At 44.4% G+C, this 24,407-nt stretch carries 23 protein-coding genes; 6 read left to right on the top strand and 17 right to left on the bottom strand.

The features are described 5' to 3' along the window. Nucleotides 1-31: 31 nt before the first annotated feature. The 9 genes from ACYQ0C_RS16935 to ACYQ0C_RS16895 all read right to left on the bottom strand — a co-directional run bounded on the left by ACYQ0C_RS16935 (nt 32) and on the right by ACYQ0C_RS16895 (nt 11,960). Nucleotides 32-3,289, bottom strand: a complete 3,258-nt coding sequence (locus ACYQ0C_RS16935; protein ID WP_016278110.1) for a DUF4450 domain-containing protein — start codon at nt 3,287-3,289, stop codon at nt 32-34. A 24-nt stretch (nt 3,290-3,313) separates the two neighbouring features. Continuing rightward, on the bottom strand, nt 3,314-5,422 hold the full coding sequence (locus tag ACYQ0C_RS16930; RefSeq protein WP_016278109.1) for a hypothetical protein: 2,109 nt from the start codon (nt 5,420-5,422) through the stop codon (nt 3,314-3,316). Between the two features lie 54 nt (nt 5,423-5,476). Next, a complete protein-coding gene (locus ACYQ0C_RS16925; RefSeq protein ID WP_016278108.1) occupies nt 5,477-6,715 on the bottom strand; it encodes a glycoside hydrolase family 88/105 protein in 1,239 nt (412 codons plus the stop codon). A gap of 258 nt (nt 6,716-6,973) precedes the next feature. Further along, on the bottom strand, nt 6,974-7,684 hold the full coding sequence (gene pyrH, locus ACYQ0C_RS16920; RefSeq protein ID WP_005839859.1) for a UMP kinase: 711 nt from the start codon (nt 7,682-7,684) through the stop codon (nt 6,974-6,976). A gap of 37 nt (nt 7,685-7,721) precedes the next feature. After that, nucleotides 7,722-9,047, bottom strand: a complete 1,326-nt coding sequence (locus tag ACYQ0C_RS16915) for an MATE family efflux transporter (RefSeq protein WP_016278107.1) — start codon at nt 9,045-9,047, stop codon at nt 7,722-7,724. Nucleotides 9,048-9,110: 63 nt separating this feature from the next. Next, on the bottom strand, nt 9,111-10,424 hold the full coding sequence (locus ACYQ0C_RS16910) for a zinc-dependent metalloproteinase lipoprotein (protein ID WP_032941474.1): 1,314 nt from the start codon (nt 10,422-10,424) through the stop codon (nt 9,111-9,113). A gap of 60 nt (nt 10,425-10,484) precedes the next feature. Continuing rightward, complete coding sequence (locus tag ACYQ0C_RS16905; protein WP_025076785.1) at nt 10,485-11,234, bottom strand: biotin--[acetyl-CoA-carboxylase] ligase; 750 nt, start codon at nt 11,232-11,234, stop codon at nt 10,485-10,487. Next, nucleotides 11,218-11,574, bottom strand: a complete 357-nt coding sequence (locus ACYQ0C_RS16900) for an MmcQ/YjbR family DNA-binding protein (protein WP_016278104.1) — start codon at nt 11,572-11,574, stop codon at nt 11,218-11,220. The genes ACYQ0C_RS16905 and ACYQ0C_RS16900 overlap by 17 nt, the downstream gene beginning before the upstream one ends. A 20-nt stretch (nt 11,575-11,594) precedes the next feature. After that, entirely contained in the window at nt 11,595-11,960 is a 366-nt protein-coding gene (locus ACYQ0C_RS16895) for a YraN family protein (protein ID WP_016278103.1), read from the bottom strand. 75 nt (nt 11,961-12,035) lie between these two features. Here ACYQ0C_RS16895 and ACYQ0C_RS16890 point away from each other — a divergent pair, with 75 nt between their 5' ends. Together ACYQ0C_RS16890 and ACYQ0C_RS16885 are read left to right on the top strand one after the other, a co-directional pair. After that, entirely contained in the window at nt 12,036-12,269 is a 234-nt protein-coding gene (locus ACYQ0C_RS16890) for a hypothetical protein (RefSeq protein WP_008674910.1), read from the top strand. Nucleotide 12,270: 1 nt separating this feature from the next. Further along, on the top strand, nt 12,271-12,705 hold the full coding sequence (locus ACYQ0C_RS16885) for a nucleoside deaminase (protein WP_016278102.1): 435 nt from the start codon (nt 12,271-12,273) through the stop codon (nt 12,703-12,705). A 3-nt stretch (nt 12,706-12,708) separates the two neighbouring features. On the opposite strand, the gene ACYQ0C_RS16880 is transcribed toward ACYQ0C_RS16885, so the two are convergent. From ACYQ0C_RS16880 to ACYQ0C_RS16870, 3 genes are read right to left on the bottom strand one after another with little or no spacing between them, the layout of a single operon-like run. Further along, nucleotides 12,709-13,008 carry a DUF4834 family protein gene (locus tag ACYQ0C_RS16880; RefSeq protein WP_016278101.1) on the bottom strand — a complete coding sequence of 100 codons (300 nt, stop codon included), beginning with the start codon at nt 13,006-13,008 and terminating at the stop codon, nt 12,709-12,711. 51 nt (nt 13,009-13,059) lie between these two features. Then, a complete protein-coding gene (locus ACYQ0C_RS16875; protein ID WP_016278100.1) occupies nt 13,060-13,767 on the bottom strand; it encodes a CDP-alcohol phosphatidyltransferase family protein in 708 nt (235 codons plus the stop codon). Between the two features lie 10 nt (nt 13,768-13,777). Further along, nucleotides 13,778-14,464: a phosphatidylserine decarboxylase family protein gene (locus ACYQ0C_RS16870; RefSeq protein ID WP_016278099.1), complete on the bottom strand. Its 687-nt coding sequence runs from the start codon at nt 14,462-14,464 to the stop codon at nt 13,778-13,780. 191 nt (nt 14,465-14,655) lie between these two features. On the opposite strand from ACYQ0C_RS16870, the gene dnaE reads away from it, so the two are divergent. From dnaE to ACYQ0C_RS16850, 4 genes are all read left to right on the top strand, one after another. Continuing rightward, nucleotides 14,656-18,453 (top strand): DNA polymerase III subunit alpha, encoded by a 3,798-nt coding sequence (gene dnaE / locus ACYQ0C_RS16865; RefSeq protein ID WP_016278098.1) that lies wholly within the window; start codon nt 14,656-14,658, stop codon nt 18,451-18,453. Nucleotides 18,454-18,493: 40 nt separating this feature from the next. Then, on the top strand, nt 18,494-18,808 hold the full coding sequence (gene trxA, locus ACYQ0C_RS16860) for a thioredoxin (RefSeq protein ID WP_016278097.1): 315 nt from the start codon (nt 18,494-18,496) through the stop codon (nt 18,806-18,808). Between the two features lie 36 nt (nt 18,809-18,844). Next, a complete protein-coding gene (locus ACYQ0C_RS16855) occupies nt 18,845-19,180 on the top strand; it encodes a hypothetical protein (protein WP_016278096.1) in 336 nt (111 codons plus the stop codon). 176 nt (nt 19,181-19,356) lie between these two features. After that, nucleotides 19,357-20,916 carry a plasmid pRiA4b ORF-3 family protein gene (locus ACYQ0C_RS16850; RefSeq protein WP_016278095.1) on the top strand — a complete coding sequence of 520 codons (1,560 nt, stop codon included), beginning with the start codon at nt 19,357-19,359 and terminating at the stop codon, nt 20,914-20,916. 104 nt (nt 20,917-21,020) lie between these two features. On the opposite strand, the gene ACYQ0C_RS16845 is transcribed toward ACYQ0C_RS16850, so the two are convergent. The 5 genes from ACYQ0C_RS16845 to ACYQ0C_RS16825 form a co-directional block, all read right to left on the bottom strand. Continuing rightward, nucleotides 21,021-21,242, bottom strand: a complete 222-nt coding sequence (locus ACYQ0C_RS16845; protein ID WP_016278094.1) for an immunity 17 family protein — start codon at nt 21,240-21,242, stop codon at nt 21,021-21,023. 71 nt (nt 21,243-21,313) lie between these two features. Then, nucleotides 21,314-21,733, bottom strand: a complete 420-nt coding sequence (gene tsaE / locus ACYQ0C_RS16840; RefSeq protein ID WP_016278093.1) for a tRNA (adenosine(37)-N6)-threonylcarbamoyltransferase complex ATPase subunit type 1 TsaE — start codon at nt 21,731-21,733, stop codon at nt 21,314-21,316. Then, nucleotides 21,717-22,568: a metal ABC transporter permease gene (locus ACYQ0C_RS16835; RefSeq protein WP_016278092.1), complete on the bottom strand. Its 852-nt coding sequence runs from the start codon at nt 22,566-22,568 to the stop codon at nt 21,717-21,719. Before ACYQ0C_RS16835 ends, tsaE begins: the two co-directional genes overlap by 17 nt. Nucleotides 22,569-22,624: 56 nt before the next feature. Then, the gene (locus tag ACYQ0C_RS16830) at nt 22,625-23,044 is read right to left on the bottom strand and encodes a hypothetical protein (RefSeq protein ID WP_016278091.1); all 420 of its coding nucleotides are present in this window, start codon (nt 23,042-23,044) and stop codon (nt 22,625-22,627) included. Nucleotides 23,045-23,048: 4 nt separating this feature from the next. After that, nucleotides 23,049-24,278: a 3-phosphoshikimate 1-carboxyvinyltransferase gene (locus ACYQ0C_RS16825; RefSeq protein WP_016278090.1), complete on the bottom strand. Its 1,230-nt coding sequence runs from the start codon at nt 24,276-24,278 to the stop codon at nt 23,049-23,051. Between the last annotated feature and the right edge of the window lie 129 nt (nt 24,279-24,407).

Genomic DNA, 24,407 nt, shown 5'->3' with positions numbered 1-24,407 from the left:
CTTTCTTGATAGTATGGAATCAAATGGATGCTCATTGCAAAGTGATTCCCATGATTCCTATCACCACATCATTGGACAGAGTTTCCAGGGTCAGCCCTTTTAGTTCCTTGGAATGATCCAAAGGAATATCGAGCAATATGCCTGCACCACCTTCTATCTCACGTCCATATACACCGGTGATGTTGAGTTCCTTACCCAGGTCACGGCTTACTTTACCACTTTTCAAGTGCAGACGGTACGGCCGGGGAGCAGGTACTTGGAATGCTTTGCCGTCCACATAGAAGTCTTGTTCTATAGGACACCAGTTGTCCGGATTGGTCAACTCCGTTGCTTGGGAAGTTCCGTCTGCATAGTGTATGCGGATAATTCCATTGGCAATGTGGCATTGCATGTGGTTGCTACTTCCCGCCATCAGCAGATAAGCATGTGAGGCTGTGCCGGATAGCGAGATGGTGGAACTGTCCGGGTAATTATCCCATAGGGAGGTGAAAAGAATGTTGTTCCCTTTTTCTTTCAGACGGAAGGGGATGCCTAAAGACGTTTGGAAAGTATCATGATGTACAAGGTTGCGTAATCCCGAGTCGTCTATGGTAGCGCTCAGCAGCGGATGACACCATTCCCCTATTCCCTGTGTGGGAAGTTGCAACGTAGTGTATGGAGACCGGGGGGACAGGTATTCATTTTGATAAATATCGGTGACGGAAGCATTCAGTTGTCTGTCAAAATCAACCATCCGGCATTTTTCAGGACGGATATCTGCAAAGTCTGTATAGGAGGGGGCTTTCCGGGTGTTCTCTATATAGATATTAACAGGTTGCCACCAATCCATTTCTCCTTGATGCGTGTAAACAAAGAAAGTGTGGTGTCCCGGTTCACCTTTTATCTGTGCGTTGAAAGCGGTGGCTCCCATTGTGTGCTTTGCTAAAACGCTCTGAGGATCATATACTTGGGAGATGGATGCTCCCGAAGGTATTTGCAAAGCCAACTTCCCGTTTGAAGCGATGACTAGTTCTTGGGCTGCCAACGTATGAAGTGGTGCTCCTTCCCATTCGATGGTAATGGTGGTTGAAGATGTTCCCTCCGCCTGGATTGAAAGAAGAGGATAGCCATGGGCCGATTCGATGGATTGCCATGTTGCAGGGACACCGTTCACTTTTACTGAACGGATCTTCTCTTTTCTGGCATTGATTTGCAATACCGGATGGAGAGGAGTCTGGAACCGTTGTGTGATATGATAGGTGTCCGTATCTTCTTTCCGGATAAAGCGATAGCTTATATCGGGAGTGCTGACGGAAGCCTTGTCCCAGTCGTCCGGGAAGCCCGGTCGGAGGATGATTTGTTTATTCAGGGCATCCGGCAGGATACCGAACAGACCTTGGATCAGTACTCGTGAAGCGACTCCGATGGGATCGCCGAAATCGCGGTAGCATTCTCCGCGTGCGGCATCATAGAAGCTGATCTGGCCGAAGTTACCCGGACTGTCTCCTAGATACATGCCGTCCAGAACAGAACTTTTTAAAAGTTTGTATCCGGCCTCGGCACGTCCGGCCTGGAAGTATGACAATGCGGTATGCATGACTTCGGCAAAGGCGACATTATTGATACTCCATGAGTAGGGCAGCCAGTCGGTGGTGGCGATAGTGGCATATCCATTCTCTTTTAATCCATGGGCCGTGACGGGGATATGAGGAATGGCCGTGTCTACATAACGGGTAGCCTGATAGGCTTGGAACGGATTGGCTGTCTCGCTGTCTATAGCATGATAAATGGTCCATACAGCGGCACTTTCGTGTACTCGCTTGTGGCCCATAAAATCTTGATATTCCGCCCAATGTCCTTTGCCGGGAAGCCATAGCCTCTCGTTCATGGCTTTCAGAATCTTTTCGGCTTCGTTGCGGTAAGGAGTGGGATCTTCGCCTATCTTTTCAGCCAATTGGGCCGCTGTCTTGTTGGCACGGTAGTTATAAGCCGATGAATGGGTGACTGCTCCGCTATTGTAATAAAGGGCGTCACTGGCCCAAATGCAGGCGTATGCGTCATACAGCCCGTCGTTATCCGGGTCGTAGTTCAGCTTTTCCCATGCGAGGTGACGGGTGATGACAGGCCACATTTGGCGGACATAATCCAAGTCCCCCGTCCATTTGAAATGCCATAACAATTCGTCTATGTAGCAAAGGTTCATGTCGTAGTGGTGCATCTGATTATTGCGGTGCGGATTACGGCAGATGTATCCGTTACTGTATTGGGGCGTGCCCCATTTCTTGACGGAACGTGCCAGGTGCAGGGCGGAATCTTGTGCCGGATGGGGGAAGGTGTTAGGCACTTCGGTGACCTGACTTGCCGCGTATGCGTTGAAATGGGTCCGGGCACGGTCATGCCATCCCAAAACATCGCCGGTATAGGCGGCTCGCCAGCCACTGAGGGGCATCCGCCACCCTATGGCACCGTGTAACCATACTTCTCCGTCCCAGATTCCATCGGCTGCCATAGCCAGTGTGCCTCCTAAGGTGTTGAAATAAGGGTCGGGTGTTTCAATGCGGATGCGTGAGGCTGTTTCGGAACGGGCGGCTTCTGCTTTTTTAAACAGGGTTTCGCCTTCGGCAGTCGTCAGTGTACGTAGTTCCTGGTTATCCAATAGAATATAAAGTGTTCCGTCTATCTGCGCCGGGAAGGATTGTAACTGTTGAGGCTGGAGAGGAGCTTCGAAACTGTCGGCAGGGTCGGCTCCCATATCTCCGTTACGGTTTAGTTTGGAATTACGTATCTCTGAAATGGATGCCAGTAGAATGGGATGGGATCCCTTGAAATTCCGGGCGTTGAATTGCCAAATGGCTCCTTCTTTATCGGGAAGTGCCAATGTGGTAATGGATAAACTTCCACCTTCGAAGGATGGATGGGATAAACTGTAGCTGCGGCGTCCCGCTGTATAACGGGACTCGCAGTGTTCGGTAGAGTCAAGGGCTACCGTGCCTCCGGAGGTCTGCAATTTAAAACAGATGTGTTTCGGGTTCTTCTTGGTATAAGCAGCGAATACGGGCCGGTCGCTTGTTTCCAGCCGGAATTCTGTGTGGCTGCCGTATAAGGCACGGGTAAAGCGATTCTTACCGTTGATGCAGACAAAATCGTCTCCGTCAGGGGTATATTGCAGGCTTCGGGTGGCATTCCGGCGATGCTCGTTGTACGAAGTGGATTCTATGAAATCGCCTATCTTTTGTGGCTGCTTGGTTTGTCCTGTGGCAGAACCGGCGCCGATGCCCAACAGGCATAGAAATAAATATGTCGTTTTCATGATAATAACTACTAACTCCTATTTTTACGGTAATGGTTGTAATCCTTCCCAGCGTACATTCCATTTGCCATCTTTCGGAAATCCGGGATTGGTTCCTTCCGATCCGTCCCATCCGGCGCACATCATGGCGACTGTAGTCAGTAATCCGCCGTTGCCGGGCAGGTAAATGCGCAGACGTCCGTCCTGGTAATTGTGACCGTTTACCAGATAGGTGTTGGTGCGCTTGTCCATCAATAATGCGCTGACAGCCTTTTCGGGCTCACCCATACGGGCGGCATTCATGGCTGTCATCGGATAATCCCAGCCCCAGGTCTTGTCCCAGTTCCAGTTATCCCAAATCCAGTGCAGGGTATTTTTCATATATCCGGCATGAATCAACTGATTCATGGGCAGGATGCCGACAGCACCCAGCACTGCCATGTGGTCTGAGGTAAAACGGATATCTTTATAGGTATCCACTGCGGTTTCGGCTGCCAGATACAGCTGTTCGTCGTTGTATGCCGGCGGAGATAATTTCTCTATCAGCACATCCCATTCGGGTACACGCTCCATCCCTGTACGTTCACGCCATGTTTGGGCGACTTGCATGGCGAAATGCCAGTACGAAAGTTCAAAAGGCGGATTGACAGTTTCGGCAGCACGCAACGTTTCCTGTGCGGGGATAGCGCCTTTTAAGACATAACGGTCGTGCTCTTCCTCGTAGGTGGCGAATGAATACATGAATTCGGCGGTTTCCTGTATCAGGCTATTGTATTTTTTCAGCAGTTCTTCAGATGGATTAGCCCGATAGAGCAATTCTGCCAAGTAGATGAGATGAGGCTGTTGCCAGATCAGGAAGCTGCCTACTTTAGAGGGGGCTTCCGTACCGCTGGGATCAGTCATTTTCATCCATCGTATGCCTTTGAAACCTTGTCTTTCCGCTATCTGGCGGGCTATGGGTTCCACGGTTTCATACCAGGATAAAGTGCGGTCCAGCAATTCGGGATGTCCCCATAAGGCGAATTGTGCCTGATGCCACCAGATCATTTCCAAATGGAATTTCCCGAACCAGGAGTTGTAAGTCAGTCCGGTTTCCTGTGGCGGGGTTGAGCCGGCGCATTGGATAGCGAGCAGATATTGGCTTAATACGACCCGGCGTTCCAATTCTTTGGCACGGACATCAGTACATTGTGAGAAGTCGGCAACAGCTCCCTGTGTCCAGTAATTTTTCCAGTGTCCGGAAGAGGCTTGTTGTACTTCCGCAAAAGTCAGGATGGGAGAAGCGGACGCTTGCGGTGTGAATTGGCAGGTGAATGTAAATACACTGTCCGTTGGCGTGAGTACGAAATAGTTTGCACTTTTTTCACTCAGCTTCGCAGGGCCTTCCCAACTGATTGTTACATAATAGGTGGTTGCGTCGAGTGTTCTTTTTAACACGGCCGATTGTGCGTCTTCACTGACCAGGGTCGTGCTATGTTTATCATTCGCTTCCCAATTACAAGCATCGTCACAGTGACCGCCCGTGGGATAGGGGAAGTGGAACTTGATGCCGGCAGGTTGTCGGGCCGACAGGCGTGCGGCAATCATATCACGCTCCGGATGGCAGACTGTCTGAATGTGGTAGGGAGTTTCTTTGAGGGTGAACCGGCTGTTGATGATACCGTTCCACATATCCAGTGATTGCTGTATGTTTTGCACATCCGAGGGACGTACTTCATTTCCTAATTCGAGTCCGATGATACCCAGATGCAGGCGGTGTGGGTTTACACGATACCAGTCGGATGCTTCCTTTGCCCTGCTGGGTTCTTTGGGTTGGGTGGCATAGAACTCTTTGTGCCCGTGGCCGAAGTCATATTCCACCAAGGCTTCCTCCGGTTTATAGTTTTCGGGATTTCCGAAGCTGTGCCATCCCCATTGGCTTTGTGTACCCAGTGGAACTCCGTTTTTATAGACTTCGGGAAAAGTCTGCAACCCTGTAGCATCTACCGTGTAGGCAAATTCTCCGTTCCCTACCGACAGGGAGGATAATGAATCCATGGCGGTCACTTCCGGATTATTGCGCGTTACCAGTGCATGGCGGTCTATGGCTTCCTTTTTGGGAGAGGTGCAAGCGGCCAATGCAAACATTGTCAGAGCATAAATGGTGTGTTTCATTGTATATAGCTAATTTAAAAAGATGGATAATTCTGTTGTTTATGCGATATGATTCTATTTGCCCAGTTGCAGGCAACCCATGATGAAAGGACCGGTAGCTTTGGCATCGTTGTCACGCATTTTTTCGCCAATGTAATATTTAAAGCTTCCGTCGCGGTAAGGAGTGCCGCCCAGTCCGCCTACTTGGCAGCAACGGGTCAGCGTCAGAGTTCCGTCGGGGTTTTCGCGAAGCAATGTTTTCTTTAATCCGTTGAAGGCTTTTTCCGCGATAGTCCGGTATCGGGCGTCTATATATCCTTTGTTCACCGCTTTGGCATAAGCATACATACATTGGGTGGTTACAGATGCTTCGGGAAAATTACCTTCACGCTCGGGCTGGTCTATTACCTGATACCATAGACCGTCTCTTTGATAGTTGGGCAGGCTTTCTGCCAAACCTTGAATCCAACTGATAAGCGAGGCACGTCCGGGGTGGTTGTCGGGAATATAGTCCAGTACATCTACCATGGCCATGAACCACCAGCCTATACTGCGTCCCCAGAAGTTGGGTGAAGTACCGTTTTGCGGATTCGCCCAACGTTGGGATTTGCTCTCGTCCCAGGCATGATGATATAATCCGGTTTCCGGTGAATAGGTATGTTTGTGGCAAAGTGTGAATTGTTTTACCGCCTCATCAATCAGATCAGGACGGTTGAATTCCGCTCCATAGCGGGCTAGGAAAGGGGAAGCCATATAAAGTCCGTCCAGCCACATCTGATGTTGGTAGATCAATTTATGCCAGAAGCCACCTTCCAGCGTACGTGGTTGTCTTTTAAGTTGTTCAACCAGCAGGTCCATGGCTGCTTTGTATTTTTCTTTGCCTGTTTCTTTATAGAGGTCGAACAGTACTTTTCCTGAGTTGATGTAATCCAGGTTGTAAGTTGACATATCATAGAGGTGGATTTCTCCTTTTTCGTTAATCAAGCTATCCGCCCATTCCTCAACATACGTAAAATATCGTTTGTCACCGGTATTTTTCCACATATCCAGCATGGCACAACAGCCTACTCCTTGTGAATACCCGAAAAAGAGTCGTTTGCCATGATCCAGCTGGTAGGCTTTGGGAAAGCGGAGCATTTCAGAGTCGGCAAAGCGCCGGGCGTATGAATCGGCAGATATGCCGGGAAGGCGGGCTGGGACTGTAGGGAGAGAGGTTACGCACACTTCTCCACTGTACGGCATTGCTTTTTTGGCCTGGAGGGACATGGGAGTCATGCAGGCGGCCAATAAATAGATGTAGCAGTAATTTTTCATGGTGTTTCCTGTCGTTTTTATAGTCTTTGAATGATTTACATTTTTTGCTGATGTAAAAATAGGCTAATTAACGCTATAAGTCCATGAATAATTGTTCATTTAGATGGAAAATCTATCGGTTGAGTCTCTTTTTTAAGGAATATGTGTCAATAAAGAATGAATTTGTGGAAAAAATGGTAAGACAGAGAAAAACTGTTCACCCATTTGGCATTTGGAAGGAAATAAGGAATGACAAATGGGTGAACAGGATTGGACAAATCAGTTGTGTACCAGCGTACCTATATTCTCACCGGTCATTACTTTTTTCAGATTACCCACTGTGTCCATATCGAAAACGATAATGGGCAGGTTGTTTTCCTTGCACATGCAGGTTGCTGTAAGATCCATTACTTTCAAACCGCGCTTCAATACCTCATCGTAGGTGATATCGTCAAATTTCGTAGCAGTGGGGTCCTTTTCTGGATCAGCTGTATAAATGCCGTCCACGCGTGTTCCTTTCAGCATCACATCGGCTTCTATCTCGATACCACGCAGGGAAGACCCGGTATCGGTAGTAAAAAACGGATTGCCTGTTCCGGCAGACATAATCACAACTTCTCCGTTTTCCATCGCTTCAATGGCTTTCCATTTGTTGTAAAATTCCCCAATGGGTTCCATGCGGATAGCTGTCAATACACGTGCCTTGACTCCGGCTGCTCCCAATGCGGAACTTAATCCCAAGCTGTTGATAACGGTTGCCAACATGCCCATCTGGTCACCTTTTACACGATCAAAACCTTTGGAAGCTCCGCTCAGCCCCCGGAAGATGTTTCCACCACCGATTACAATACCTATTTGTACGCCAAGGTCGTGTATCTCCTTGATTTGTTGCGCATATTCACCCAGACGTTTTTCGTCTATACCATATTGCTTTTCGCCCATCAGGCTTTCGCCGCTCAGCTTCAGTAGAATTCTTTTAAATCTTGCCATATTGGTTTGTCTTTTAGTTTTTGCAAAGATAAAAATATTAATCTTTTTTACTTGTCTTATATCCTAAAATATTTCTTCCCATGGCCCCTTGCATCACTCCGCGAAGTAGAAGATAGGTAATGAATGCCATCCATAAAGCGTGATTGCCCATTGTCCCCCGGAAACCATAATAAATAAGAAAGAAACTGATAGAGGCTACTATCATGGCTTTCAGCATCAGATGGGTAGCTGTGGCGCCGATAAATATTCCATCGAGCAAAAAAGCCGAGAACCCTGCCAGCGGAATGGCAAGTACCCAATAAAAATAACTTTCGGAAGCATGAATGACGGTCGTTTCGTTAGTCAGTAATCCGAGAAAGGATTGTCCTCCTATGCCATATAATAAAGTGAAAGCAAGTGACAGGCCTAGTCCCCAGCCGAATAGTTGGCGAACCGTCTTGTGAAGTGCTTTCTGATTATTGGCTCCGATGTATCTTCCTGCCAATGCTTCTCCGGCGTATGCAAAGCCATCCATAATGTAGGAGAATAAAGTGAATAATTGCATCAGTAATGTATTGACCGCCAACACGACTTCTCCTTGTGCCGCACCTGCCGAAGTGAAAAAGACAGTAACCGCCACCAGGCAGATAGTACGGAAAAAGATATCCCTGTTTACTTGAAAGAAACGGTACATGGCCTGTTTGTCAAAGAAGGAATGCCATTCTATGCGTTTCCGCAGGGTGCTGTAGTAACGTAACCACAACAAATATGCCATGACTAGCCCGGCGTATTGTGCAGTTAACGTTCCGATAGCGACCCCTTCTATTTTCATTCCTAATCCATATACTAGAAGAAGACTGACCGCAATGTTCACTATATTTTGTGTGATGGCTATATACATGGGGAAACGGGAATTTTGCATACCGATATACCAGCCGGAGAAGCTGTATAATCCAAGTACCGCCGGAGCCCCCCAAATACAGATATAGAAATAGAGGGAAGCCAGATGTTCCACTTCTTCAGTGGTCTGGATAAAAGTGAAGGCGGTTCTTTCTATAGGATATTGCAAGACTAGCAGAGCAAATGCAATGAATAATCCCACTCCGACGGAACGGAGCAGTAACCGGGTGACTTCATTCAGGTCGTGCCTGCCGTAGGCTTGTGAGGTCATGCCGCTGGTTCCCATGCGCAGAAAACCGAAAATCCAGTAGATGATGTTGAAAAGCATTCCGCCTACAGCGATTGCTCCGATGTAGGCGGCAGCCCCCAAATGACCTACGATAGTAACATCAATCAAGCCCAACAAGGGGACGGTGATGTTTGAAACGATGGAAGGGATGGCTATTTGAAGTATTTTCTTGTTTCCGTTATTAAGTTGAATCATTTCATCTTTTTTTAATGGAATGCAAAGATACTTCCTTTTAGCAAATAATTGCTTGTTCTGTTTTTATTTAATAACACGAATCGGCAAATCCAGTGCTTCGTCATGAATCATGCGTGAGTTGCTTTGTCCTTTTTTAGGTCCGGGAATTAGCGGACTATAGGTCAGAACGTGTCGGATGCGGTTGCGCTGGTCTTGAGTGAACTGATTGGAATAACTGACGGCATAATCCATAATGTTGTAAGATATAAACTGGATATTACTGCAATTGGTCCGTTTTACAAGGTATGAATAGAGATTGTCCTCAGGTACATTTCCAGAGACAGCCCAGATGTAATCTGCGTCATACTCATATTTGTTATAGCTGGGGGTGTCTTCGCAATAGTCGGTATCCTCACAACCATCCATATTGTCTTCTGTTCCTTCATAGAACACATGATGCAGGCCTAAATAGTGACCCAGTTCATGGGCTACAGTAACGGTGATATCGGCAGAATTGTAAAGGTTTTCTGTGGATTGCGCATTTATGTATAGGCTGTTGATTGATGCACAATAAGGGAATCTTAAATTGCTTAATGATAAGTAAGTGTATTCTACAGAGCTAAGTCCTTCCAGAAAAGTGTTTCCTTTTGTTGAGAATGGTAGGTGGGAAATGCCTAAGATGGTACTATTGGACTCGTCGGTTGTGAAATTATAAACCATTACATTGATGTACCTGTTAGGATCCCATATAAATTTCACGTATTTCTTTGAATCATCCTGCATGAATGTATTGCAATCAATGGGGTAGCTTTCTGTCCACTGAACATATTCCACTCCCGGATCGGGCAATGTTTCTCCATCCGGATTGGTCTCGGCGAGTGTAAAAGTGAGGTTCATATCCACATTATTACCGGTGCCTTTGTAGAGTTTGTTGACTTTATCTAAGATGTCCGACAGGCGTTTGGCACTGACATATTGCAACGGGGCTGTTTTATCTTTATAAAGCACATGGAAGATAACCGGAAGGTTGTAATGATAATCTTCCGGGGAGATATTCCCTCCTTCTTGATTCAATTGAATGGTTTGGCTGATGTCTTGGGCAGAAACAGTGACTGTGACTGTTCTTGCGGTTTCTTCCAAGTTTGGTAAGAGATGAAGGCTGATTTTTTGATTGCCGTTGCCTTTATGGGGAGTTACGGTGCACCAAGATGCTGTAGTGGAAGTTGTCCATGTACTATTGCAGGTTACATTCACTTCCACCGTTTCTCCCTTGCTGCTGATATTGCTAAAAGAGGATTGGGATAATTCAAGCCGGGTTGGGCTGTCTTCATCTGAATCTTCACAACTTACGAGAGTGAACAATGTTGCTAAAACTAGAAAGATATATTTTATATTCATAATGAGGCATTTACTAATGATTGTCAGCAAAGATAGTGTTTTTATATTTTGCAAACGAATTTATAAGAGGTATTGTACCTCTTTAAATACATACCGGCGGATTTTTCCGTTTTCATCCTGCAATAAAAAATGGCCATCCGGCTCTACTCCTATTATTTCTGCCTTGAATTCTCCTTCGGCGTCGCAATAAGAGTATATGCCGTTTTTGTGAAAGAGCGCATTTTGATAACGCTGGATAATCGGAGTGATGTCCCCTTGTTTCAATAAAGAATAGTAGTTTCTTATCCTTTGCATGACAGCCTTCAGGATAGAGGTGGTATCATATTCCTGTCCAGTGATTTGCTTTAGTGATATAGGATTGGGAGCATCGCTGATAAACGTTTTCTGGTTGATATTTATCCCTATTCCCAAAATGCTTCGGGCTATATGTGTTCCAGTCAAATCGTTTTCTATTAATATGCCGCATATTTTTTTATCTTTCCAGTAAATATCATTCGGCCATTTGATGGAGATATCCTCCGTCCATCGGTCCAGTTCTTCTTTGATGGAAAGGGAGACAATCTGAGACAGGATAAATTGTCGCCGTGCTTCCAGAAAAGTGGGATAAAGTATCACACTGAAAAGCAGGTTTTTCCCTTTTTCTGTCTCCCAACTATTTCCCCGTTGACCTTTTCCGGCTGTTTGGAAATCTGATTGTACGACAGTAAATTCGGGCACCGTTTCTTTGTCGCTCAACTTACTTAGGTAATTGTTGGTAGAATCAGTTTCCGGAATATGTATTAAAAGAGAAGAATCAATGTAATTCATCATATTCTTGTTTTAGTTTACGGGTGAATTTTTTAATAACCTCTTCGTATGAGTGGTCTATCAGTGACAGAACCAGTTTGTCTTCAATGTCGCCTCGTAAGGACACTTGATTCCAGTATTTCTTATTGAAATGATAAGCTCCTTCAATGCCGGAATGATGTTCTCTTAGTTCCAGAGCATATTCAGGTTCACATTTTAAGGATAGCCATTCCGGATTGTCCAGTCCGATGCATGCATACATTTTCCCCATGACTTTGAATACCAGAGTGACATTGTCAAAAGGGAACTCTTCCGTTGTTCCTTTCTTTCTGATGCAGTAATCGCGTATTGTTTCTATGTCCATATATGATAATGTATATGTTGTTACCAAATCGGAGGATAAAAGGCTTCTTCAATATGCTCTATGGTGAAAGGAGCCTTTTCGCCCACTAAGGTGATGATGTCAAAGCGTACAGGTAAATCCACCGAGAACTTGCGCAAGTATGCATCCGTAGAAGCTATGATTCTGCGAATCTTCTGATCCGTTACGGCATCTTCCGGATTACCGAACCGGGTATTCTTACGCGTCTTTACCTCTATGACGACCAGTTCGTTCTGATATTCGGCGACAATATCCAGTTCTTTTTTCCCGCAATGCCAGTTCCGGTGGCGGATGGAATATCCCTTATCTATGAGATATGTGGCGGCTTCTTCTTCTCCTTCCTTGCCAAATTCGTTATGTTCTGCCATTCTGTTACTTTTTGCACAAAAATACTCTTTTTTATGTTTTGTATTTACAGAAGTAAAGCTAAATTTGCAGAGAATATGGCAAACAACGTAAAAAAGAGAGTGAAAGTACCGGCATCGACCCCTAAACGCAAGCAGCGCATGGTATGTCTGATGAGTGAGGAGGAGGTGCGGATTGTGGATTGTTATCTTAAAAAATATAAGATAACCAATAAGGCGCGTTGGTTACGCGAAACGGTTTTGACCTTTATCCACCAGAAGATGGAGGAGGATTATCCTACGTTGTTTAATGAACATGATATGAGAAGATAAGATGGCAGATGATACCTATTATATGAGACAAGCCCTGATGGAGGCTGTAAAGGCGGCTGAAGAGGGGGAAGTTCCGGTGGGAGCAGTGGTGGTCTGCCGCGACCGCATCATTGGCCGTGGCCATAATCTGACAGAAACATTGAATGATGTTACCGCTCATGCCGAAATGCAGGCTATCACTGCTGCGGCCAATACATTGGGGGGAAAATACCTGAACGAATGCGCTCTGTATGTTACAGTGGAACCGTGTGTGATGTGTGCCGGTGCCATAGCTTGGGCACAGACGGGAAAGCTTGTATTCGGTGCTGAAGATCCGAAGAGGGGATATCAAAAATATGCTCCCGATGCCTTGCATCCGAAGACGGTAGTGGTGAAAGGAATGCTTGCCGACGAGTGTGCCCGGTTGATGAAAGATTTCTTTAAAAATAAACGATAATCCTTATTTCACTTCCTCATAATCTACGTATTCTCCTTCATCGTCATCAAAGATTTTTTTTCTGCTTCCCGATGAATGAGAAGGTCTGTTTGAAGAAGACGAAGAATTTTCAATGTTCTCATGCTTGTCATTGGTTTGATTCTGAGTATAGGTGTTTTGTTTTGGGTTGGTAGAAGTATTACGCTGATAATTGAACGTAAACTTGCCCATTCCGAACAAACGCAGAATGCTGCCCAATATGGTGAAGCCGATAAAAATAATCAGCAGGAAAAGAACAAGTAGAAAACTTAAAAATCCAAACATAGTAATTTCTTTTTTATATATCACTTACAACAAGCGTGCCACGCCTATTGTTTACGCTCTTTTTTTAGTTAAAAGAGATAGAATGATATACCACAGGATGATGGCTGCAAAACTGCTGATTCTAAAGAAAACCAGCAAAGGGATGCATACAATGAGGAATATATAGCTGACTTTGTTCTGCTTCCAGGCAAGGCTTTTGAATTTTAAAGAGAACATCGGGATCTCCGCTACCAGTAATAATGACATGATCACTACCAGGATGAAAAGATATGCCGCATTGAAAGAATCGGAAATCAGGAAAGAATGTGCTCCTACAGTCAATGATCCCCAGAATAAAGCATTGGCCGGAGTGGGCATACCGATAAAACTGCTGCTCTGACGCGGATCAATATTGAATTTGCCTAGACGTAAAGCTGAAAATACGGAAATGAGAAATGCGGTATAAGGCATATAGTCGGCAACAGGCAATAGAAAATCAGGATAGTGTACCTCTTTGAATAGCGAAAAGACAATGGCGGAAGGTGCGAATCCAAAAGTGATGTCATCAGCCAGCGAATCCAGTTCTTTTCCTAAAGGTCCTGATACGTTGAACAAGCGTGCCAGCATTCCGTCAAAGAAATCGAATACAGCACCTGCTATAATAAAGGAGATGGCCAAGGTATAGTTTCCATTAAATGCCATGACACTGGCAATACAGCCGGAGAATAAATTACAGCAAGTTACGGTGTTGGGTATGTGGCGTGTGATACAGTTTGCCATGGGTGATTTCTTATTTTAGTTTAGCGATGACGGTTTCGTTACCTACAGTCGCCTGTCCCATTTTGACACAGACTTCAGTGCCCAGTGGCAGGTAAACATCTACACGCGAACCGAACTTAATGAATCCCATGTGTTCGTCAATGTAGCAATCTTCTCCGACTTCGGCGTAGGTCACAATGCGACGGGCAACGGCGCCTGCTATTTGGCGTGCCATGACAGTATGTCCTTCGGGAGTTTCAATAACAACCATGGAACGCTCATTTTCCGTACTGGCTTTGGGCAGCCATGCTTTCATGAATTTGCCGTTGTGGTGGTCTACATATTTCACCACTCCGTCTACGGGATACCAGTTGGCATGTACATTAACGATACTCATGAAAATAGAAATCATCAACCGGCGGTCATGAAAATATTCATGTTCGTCCACTTCTTCTATGACCACTATTCTTCCGTCTGCCGGAGCGACCACAATTTTTTCGGTGTCGTGCTCGAACAGCCTGATAGGACAACGGAAAAAGTTAACCATCAACAGGTAAACAACGATACTTGCGGCGGCAAATATGTAAAATGGAATTTTGCACTCAATTCCCCAGAATAACAGGGCATTGAGACCAATCAAAAGAATGGCACTCACAATTAAGATGCTTGTTCCTTCTCTATGTAGTCTTATTTTCTTTAATTTCTTCAGTCGGCTCATGATTGTATAAAACCAATTATCGTGCAAAAATAAACTTATTTTGAAAACCCTGCAAATAAAAGTTGCTAGAAATGCCTATTTCAACTCCTTTTAAGATAAAAAAAGCGAATGTTGATAACTTCTTCTTTATCTTTTTGCAGGTTTTATGAAAGCGGAGTATCTTTAGAAAATTTTTTAGGAGAACAAAGATTATGCAGGATTTTGTCCATTTACATGTTCATACCCAGTATTCTATTCTTGATGGTCAGGCGTCTATTCCACGTCTGGTAGACAAGGCTATGGCTGATGGTATGAAAGGTATAGCCGTAACAGACCATGGCGATATGTTCGGTATCAAGGAATTCTTCAACTATGTGAATAAGAAGAATGGCGGAACGAATGGTGAGATAAAGGATTTGAAGAAAAGAATAGCCGGACTGGAAAAAGGAGCGGTGGAATGTGAGAATCCCGAGGCGGAACTTGCGGCTTGCAAGGAGAAATTGGAGGCGGCGAAGAAAAAGTTGTTTAAACCGATTTTCGGTTGCGAGATGTATGTGGCACGCCGCCGTCTATTTAATAAGGAAGGAAAACCCGATCAAAGTGGTTATCACCTGGTGGTGCTCGCCAAAAATGAAAAAGGATATCATAACCTCATAAAACTAGTGTCAAAGGCATGGACGGAAGGATTCTACATGCGTCCGCGTACCGACCGTGTGGAATTGGAAAAATATCATGAGGGGCTGATTGTCTGTACAGCGTGTATTGCCGGAGAAGTGCCTAGAAATATTATAGCCGGGAAATATGAAGAGGCGGAAGAGGCTATTCAATGGTATAAACGTGTTTTCGGAGATGATTTCTATTTGGAGTTGCAACGTCATAAGGCGACGGTCCCTCGTGCGAACCATGAAGCTTATAAATTGCAGCAGATAGCAAATGAAAAGCTGATTGAATATTCCAGGAAATTCAATGTCAAGCTGGTTTGTACCAACGATGTTCACTTTGTGGATGAAGAAAATGCTGAAGCACACGACCGGCTGATCTGTCTGAGTACGGGGAAGGACCTGGATGATCCGAACCGTATGCTTTATTCAAAGCAAGAGTGGATGAAGACACGTGCCGAGATGAATGAAATTTTCGCCGATGTACCTGAGGCTCTTTCAAATACGGTGGACATTTGTGACCAGGTGGAATTTTATAGCATAGACCATGCACCGATTATGCCTACTTTTGCCATTCCTGAAGATTTTGGAACAGAAGAGGAATATCGGAAGAAATATACAGAAAAGGACTTGTTTGATGAATTTACTCAAGACGAGAACGGTAACGTGGTGATGAGTGAGGATGCTGCCAAAGCCAAGATTGAGAAACTGGGTGGCTATGACAAACTTTATCGTATCAAACTGGAAGCTGACTATCTGAAAAAGCTGGCTTTGGAAGGTGCACGCAAGCGTTATGGAGAAGTCTTGAGTGAGGAAGTGCAGGAACGGATCAAGTTCGAGCTCCATATTATGAAGACGATGGGTTTCCCTGGTTACTTCTTGATTGTGCAGGATTTTATCCGTGCCGCGCGTGAAGAACTGGATGTGTCTGTTGGTCCGGGACGTGGATCGGCGGCAGGTTCTGCCGTAGCATATTGCTTAGGCATCACCAAAATAGACCCGATCGCATACGATTTGCTGTTCGAGCGTTTCCTGAATCCCGACCGTATCTCTTTGCCTGATATTGATGTGGATTTTGATGATGATGGTCGTGGACGGGTGTTGAATTGGGTGACAGAGAAATATGGTCAGGAAAAGGTGGCGCATATCATTACTTACGGTACGATGGCAACCAAACTGGCTATCAAGGATGTGGCCCGTGTTCAGAAATTACCTTTGTCGGAGTCCGACCGTTTGTGTAAGCTGGTTCCGGACAAGATTCCTGATAAGAAAATGAATTTGCCCAATGCCATAGCATACGTTCCGGAATTGCAGGCGGCGGAAGTATCACCCGATCCTGTTTTGCGTGATACGATAAAGTATGCGAAGATGTTGGAGGGTAATGTCCGTAATACGGGCGTGCACGCGTGCGGTACTATTATATGTAGGGATGATATTACGGACTGGGTACCTGTAAGTACGGCGGATGATAAGGAAACCGGTGAAAAAATGCTGGTAACTCAGTATGAAGGTTCGGTCATTGAAGATACCGGATTGATCAAGATGGACTTTTTGGGCTTGAAGACCCTTTCTATCATCAAAGAGGCGATTGAAAATATCAAGCATAGTAAAGGTATTGTTTTAGATATTGATGAAGTGGATATTTCAGATCCTCCTACTTATGCTCTTTATAGTGAAGGACGGACAATCGGTACATTCCAGTTTGAATCTGCCGGTATGCAGAAATATTTGCGCGAATTGGAACCTAGTACTTTTGAGGATTTGATTGCGATGAATGCCCTTTATCGTCCGGGGCCTATGGATTACATTCCGGACTTTATCGACCGTAAACATGGCCGTAAGCCTATTGAGTACGATATTCCTGTTATGGAGAAATACTTGAAAGATACGTATGGCATTACGGTATATCAGGAGCAGGTCATGCTTTTGTCACGTTTGCTGGCGGATTTTACCCGTGGTGAATCCGATGCTCTGCGTAAAGCGATGGGTAAGAAACTAAGAGACAAGCTGGACCACATGAAGCCTAAGTTTATTGAAGGTGGACGAAAGAACGGTCATGAACCCAAAGTACTGGAGAAAATTTGGGCAGACTGGGAAAAGTTTGCTTCATACGCATTCAACAAATCTCATGCCACCTGCTATTCATGGGTGGCGTATCAGACAGCTTTCCTGAAAGCGAACTATCCGGCGGAATATATGGCGGCTACCATGAGCCGGAATATCTCGAATATCACGGAAATTACCAAATTGATGGACGAGAGCAAGGCGACTGGCATCATGACCAAGGGACCCGATGTGAATGAAAGCTACTTAAAGTTTTCTGTAAACCGTAAAGGAGATATCCGTTTCGGGCTGGGAGCCATTAAAGGAGTGGGCGAAAGTGCTGTTCAGTCTATCCTTGAAGAGCGTGAGAGAAATGGAGAATATAAAGATATCTTCGATTTTGTACAACGTGTAAACCTCTCGGCTTGCAATCGTAAGAATATAGAAAACCTGGCTTTGGCAGGTGCTTTTGACAGTTTCACGGGAATTAAGCGTGAGGACTTTTTTGTGAAGAACGCCAAGGATGAAACCTTTACCGAAGTTTTGGTACGTTACGGAAATAAGTATCAGATGGATAAAGCCGCGGCTGCAAATTCATTGTTCGGAGGTGAGAATCAAGTGGACATTGCTACTCCGGAAATCATTCCGTCTCCTGCATGGGGCGATCTGGAACGTTTGAATAAGGAACGCGATCTGGTAGGTATCTATCTTTCTGCTCACCCGTTGGATGAGTATGCTGTCATATTGGAGAATGTATGTACTGCTCACATGGCGGAACTTGCCGATTTAACTCCTTTGCAAAATAGAGAACTGACTATGGGCGGTATTGTCACAGCTGTGCGTGAGGGATACACCAAGACGGGAAAGCCGTACGGCATTGCCAAACTGGAAGATTATTCGGGCTCGGCGGAATTTGCTTTCTTCGGTAATGAATGGGTGGAGAAAAAGAACTTTTTCATGACTGGTATGTTTTTATTCATGCGGGGGAAGTGCCAACCAAAGCAATGGCGGCAGGAAGAATGGGAGGTAAAGATCAGTACCATTGAACTGTTGCCCGAAGTAAAGGAAAAGATTATAGAGAAGATTACTGTGTCCGCTCCTTTGTCCGCATTGGACGAAGAATTGATTACGGAATTCTCTGCATTGATCAAGGCAAATCCCGGAAATGCTGAACTTTATTTCCATGTGATGGACGAGGATGGACAAATGTATGTCAATTTGATGTCACGTACCATGAAAGTTTCGGTTCAGAAAGAGATTATGACTTATTTAAAGAGTCAACCGCAGCTCTCATATAAAATTAATTAGTATATTTGCGCTAACATTTTAAATAATAAGTATAATAATTATGGCACTAGAAATTAAAGATGGTAATTTTGAAGAATTGCTGGCATCAGGCAAACCTGTAGTAGTTGATTTTTGGGCAACATGGTGTGGTCCTTGCAAGAAAATAGCTCCGGATGTTGAAGCTTTGGCTGAACAATATAAGGATCAGGTAATTATTGGAAAGTGCGACGTGGACGATAACGACGAACTGACCGGTAAATTTGGTGTACGTAACATCCCTACGGTTCTTTTCATCAAAGACGGTGAAGTGAAAGACAAAACTGTAGGTGCGGTGACCAAAGCTCAACTGGAGGAAAAAATAAAAGCTTTACTGTAATAAAAAACAATATTCACCCCTTTAATATATACGACTATGGGAATGGAAGACGATTTCTTATTGGAAGATGAGGATGATCAGAAAACAATAGAGTTTATCAAAAATTATCTGCCTCAGGATTTGAAAGATAAATTCACGGAGGATGACCTGTATTATATCCTTGATGTGATTGTGGATTACTATACCTCCAGCGGATGTCTTGACGTACAACCTGATGAAGAGGGATACATTAATATTGATCAAGATGAAATTGTGAATTACATAGTCAAGGAAGCCAAGAAAGACGGAATGGGGCCTTATGAGCCCGATGATGTATTCTTTGTGGTTCAAGGGGAAATGGAATATGGAAATTCATTGGGACAGGTAGATTAAAAGTAAATCTTATTATAAGATAGAAAATGCGCATCTCTTTATGGGAATGCGCATTTTTTTGCGCTTGAAAATAGGTATAACCCATTATTAGCTCTCTTATTTCTTTTGTAAAAGAAAATAATAGAATACCTTTGTAAAAACACTCATGCTCATTTTAACTATAAAAACATTACTTAATGGCTAAAAAGAAAAATTCCCAATCTCTACCTGGCTTGTTGGAGGAAATCATGTCTTTATTGACTCTGGAAGAACAGGAAATTGCACTTGAATTGTTTGATGATGGGGTAAATCAGGTAGATGAACAGTCTCATATTTATTATCATTACCAGTGTCCTGATTATAGGCTGATAGCACAGCCTGTTGCACCTTATCTGATGCCTTTGTGGAAAATGAATGATGTAAATGCGCTGTCACCGGCTGAAATCTATTCTTCCTGTGCTGTTGTTCCGCAAGAAATCTTGGAGCGCGATCTTCGCAATTTTATCTTTAATATTTTTGTTCAATATAGGAAAATGTCTAGCGAATGTCATTCATATAGACTGTGGTATGCATTAGGAATCATGGAGCATTTTCGTATGGAACGTTGTTTGGATATTGTTTTGGAAGTGTTACGGCAAGATCTGGATTTTTATGATTTTTATTTCGGTTATTTGTATGAAACGATGTTATCCGCCATTACCTATCAGTTGGGACAAAATCAACTGGATGTTTTGATGGACTTTATGAAGGAGCCCGGATTGCTTCTTATGTCTAAATATAGAGTCGTTGAAGCGGTTGCCCATATTGTGATAGCTCATCCCGACAGAAGGGGGGAAGTGATGGGCTGGTTTGGCAGTTTGTTGGATTACTATTTTGACATACTGAAAGATCAGAAGAATGATATTTGTCCCACTTTGCTGCTTGACCATGTTACAGCCTGCATGATGGATATTCGTGGGGTGGAGACTTTACCTGTTTTGCAAAAGATTTATCGGACTTATCATATTAAGCCTTATGGCATTCCAAGTATCAATGAACTAAAGAAGAAAATGCCTTATGCCGAAATGCACGGACTGGAAATGGAACGGGTGGAGGATTATTTAGTTGAAATGTTTGAAGCTGTCACTGATGAGGCAGAGGATGGGGGGATTTACGATGATCCGCTTTATATGGAGGAACAGCCTGCAAAAAAACTTAGAATAAAAATTGAATTGAAAGATTCTGAACCGTTAGTTTGGCGTGTGTTGGAGGTTCCTTCGAATATTTGTCTGGAAAGATTTTCTGAAGTGGTAGAGGCGGCAATGGGATGGGAGGGTTATCATTTGCACCAGTTTATTAAAGGGAGCACTTGTTATCTCCCTCCCAAAGATCAGCTGGATGATTGCGGCTTTTTCGAAGGTATGTCCAAGCAGGTTGATTCCGGTGTGTTTTCTTTGGGTGACTTATTAAGTCGTAAAGGATCAAAGATTAAATATGAATATGATTTCGGCGACAGTTGGATGCATGAAATTATATTGGAATCCCGTCAGTCTTATAAGAGAGAGGAGATTCCGGCTATAGTCTTGTTGGATGGTGAAAATGCCTGTCCTCCAGAAGACTGTAATGGTATATGGGGGTATAGGGAAATGCTGAAAGCTTTAGAAAAGCCCCGATCCAAAGCTGCACGTGAATATAAAGAATGGTTGGGGTATGATTTTGATCCTACTGATTTTGATCTTGATGAAGCCAGGGGGCTGCTGGCTGAAATTGTGGATTGACTGGATACCTTGTTATGGGAAGCGGGTAAAAATCCCGCCCCTTTCCGGAAGGCCTTATGTTTGTGAATATGGAATTAACTATTCACATCATCTGTTTATTGTGTTTATACGATGCCCTGTACATTCAAAAAGAAATAAATTCCTGTAGCTATCATTAATAATCCTAATACGGCATAGAAAAGTCGTGCACGCTGGCGTCCTACATTATTGACAATGAACTGTGTGTTGTGTGCGGTAAAAAACCACTCCCAATTAAATAAGGCTGCCATAATGGACAGCAGTCCTACCAATACAAATATGGCTTGAATCAGATAATGCATTCCCATGTTTTGATGAATTTGGCTGTAGGGGCGGATGCTATCCGTCCCTACAGTAGATATTTTTCTTTTATTCAGCTTCAGAAGCGCATGACGCGGCTTCCATCCTCGGATTCTTCAATCTCGACTTTTACAGCATCGCCCGGCAGAAGCTCTTCTATCAGTTCGGGCCATTCGATGAAGCAGAGAGCACCGCTATAGAAATAATCTTCGTATCCCATGTCGTACACTTCATCCAGTTTCTTGATGCGATAGAAATCAAAATGGTAAATAAGTTCACCGGTTTCATCCGAACGGTATTCATTGACAATGGCAAAAGTCGGCGAGTTGATCACATCTGTTACCCCCAGTTCCTCGCATACTGCTTTGATAAATGTTGTCTTACCAGCTCCCATCTTTCCGTAGAAAGCGAAAACGGTATTGTCACCCATGGCCGCGATGAACTGTTTGGCAGCTTCGTGGATAGAGTCTGAAGAATTGATTTTAATTTCCATATCCATTGGTTTGATTGAGTTTCTTTTGTTTGCAAAGGTACACGCTTTTCCCTATTTTGCAAAAAGTATAGATGAGGATTGAGAAAAAGATTATAGCTGCACCTGAAGGGACTTGTAATTTGTAAGAAATGAACAGTCCACCTAGACAACCTGCATAACCTGTGATGACAGACCACCAAATAATTTTTTTGAAACTGTGGGTAAACAAGTTGGCGGTCATTTGCGGTAAAGTCAGCAGGGAAATGGCAAGTACTATGCCTACCATGCGGAGACATGATACGATGGTCAATGCGATGAACATCATCAGAATATATTCAAATAAAGCAACCGGAATACGTTGGGAACGGGCAAACTCCCGGTCGAAAGCGATGTAAATGATAGGGTTCAGAAATAAAGTGAAGAATAGTATCAACAGTATGGAAAGAATGGCAAGTAACAAAATATCTGCCGGCGTGATAGTCAGGATGTTGCCGAATAGAAAGGCTGATAAATCGGGAGTGAATCCTGGAGCCAGGAAGCTGAAGATGATACCTACCGCCATACCGAAAGTCCAGAACACAGCGATGGCGGAGTCTTCGCGCATGTCCTTTCGTTTGCTTAACCATTCTACTCCAAAGGCAGAGAGTACGGAGAAGATGGCGGCAGAGAGTAGAGGAGAGATGCCTGCGTATAATCCTAGTCCGATACCTCCGAAAGAAGCATGGGTAATTCCCCCACTGATGAACACCAGACGGCGCGTCACAATGTATGTGCCGATAATGCCGCAGGCAATGCTGGCAAACAGACTTCCCAGCAGGGCATGTTGGAAGAAGGTATAATGCAAAAGTTCTACTATATCCATATTCTTTTTTCAGTGGTTTTTTATTCGAATGGAAGTTTTGTCTGGCTGTAGGCGGGTTATTTGAATCTTCGTTCACCTACAATCAGGAAAAGCTCGTCTTTCAGTTCATCCGGCAGTTCTACTCCACGCAATTGCAGGCTACGGCTCCATCCGGCTACCTCATCCTCTTTACAAGTGTACATGATTTCCCGAAATTCTTCCACTTCTTCTTCGGTATAACCGTTCGAGGGACGGCCGCGAAAACGGTCCAGTTCCTCATCGTCATAATATTCTATTTTTTTGCTGACGGCGGCAAGCAAGCTTTCTTTTTCACAGATTTCATGCTGTCCGCAACATTCGGCGTCTGCTTCTACTATTTCGGGAGCGGCTTTCAATTCTCCGCTTTCTATCTTTTTTTGTATCTGGCGGTTGTGTAAAACTCCCACTGCCATGGCGATACCTGCCAGAATAATCAGACCAATAATAAGTATGAGCATAACTTTATACCTCCTCTATTATAAAACCGGCTTTCTTTAAATCTTTCCAATAGTAAGGATAGGACTTCGAGACGACCTGCGGGTTGTTAATCCGGATTTCGGGCATCACTACGCAAACCGGAGCGAACGCCATAGCCATGCGGTGGTCCTCATAAGTGTCAATGGCAGCATCAGCGGTCATTTCACACCGTTCACCTTCCCAAGACAGAATGCGGCCATCTGTTTCATGAAGTATATATCCTAATTTTCCCATTTCTTTTATCAAGGCTGCCATACGGTCTGTTTCTTTAATCTTCAAACTTTGTAAGCCTGAGAAGCGGAAGGGAATATTCATTAACGCGCAAGTAACGACAAATGTTTGTGCCAGATCCGGTTGGTTGATGAAGTCATAATCCAGTCGTTCGGCTATTTTACCGGTCTTTTTCAATGTTACCGTTTTATTTCCATAAATACTTTCGATTCCTAGTGACTGGAAAATCTCAGCCACTTTGCTGTCTCCTTGATAACTTGTTTCGAATAATCCCGGCAAAATGATTTCCGCTTCGTTGGAAAGAGCGGCTATCTGATACCAATAAGAAGCTGCGCTCCAGTCACTTTCCACATAAAAAGGGATGGATTGGTAGGGGGCCGGCTCAACCTTTAGTTGATATTCATTGAGCCATTGGGCCTTAGCTCCAAAATCGTTCATCAGTTGCAGGGTAAGGTTGATGTAAGGGCGGGATATGATTTCTCCTGTCAGTGTGAGGGTCAGTCCGTTGCTTAGTATAGGGGCAATCATCAATAAGGCTGATATATATTGGGAACTGACGTTGCCCGGCAGGCTGATGCTGTCTTTCTGCAGTGCGTGCCCGGTGATACGCAGGGGAGGATATCCGTCATTGATTATATATTCTATTTCTGCGCCCAACTCACGCAAGGCATTGACCAGTACTTGAATGGGGCGTTGCTGCATACGTTGTGTACCTGTGATGATCCGTGTTCCCGGAGTGACGGACAAATAAGCGGTGAGAAAGCGCATGGCTGTTCCGGCCGCCATAATGTCTATGGTATCTTTGCCGTCGTTCAAGGCGTGAACCATTACTTGAGTATCATCGCAGTCAGACAGATTCTCAGGTTGGAATGTCCCATTGCCCAGTGCGTTGATAATCAGTGCACGGTTACTGATACTCTTGGAAGAGGGGAGTTGGATAGTTGTATGTATTTGGGCGGGTGCCGTTACTTTTATTTGCATCATACCTTATATAATAATGTGTATCGGATTGCAAAGGTAGAAATATTATCTTAATACTTGATAGGTTGGCACTTAAAAAAGGAAGCCAGAGGGCATAAAAAAAGCCGGGAACATAGAAAAGTGGTTGTTTAG

The organism is Phocaeicola sartorii JCM 17136 = DSM 21941 (genome assembly GCF_054653615.1).
This window is presented reverse-complemented; position numbering and strand designations above follow the sequence as displayed.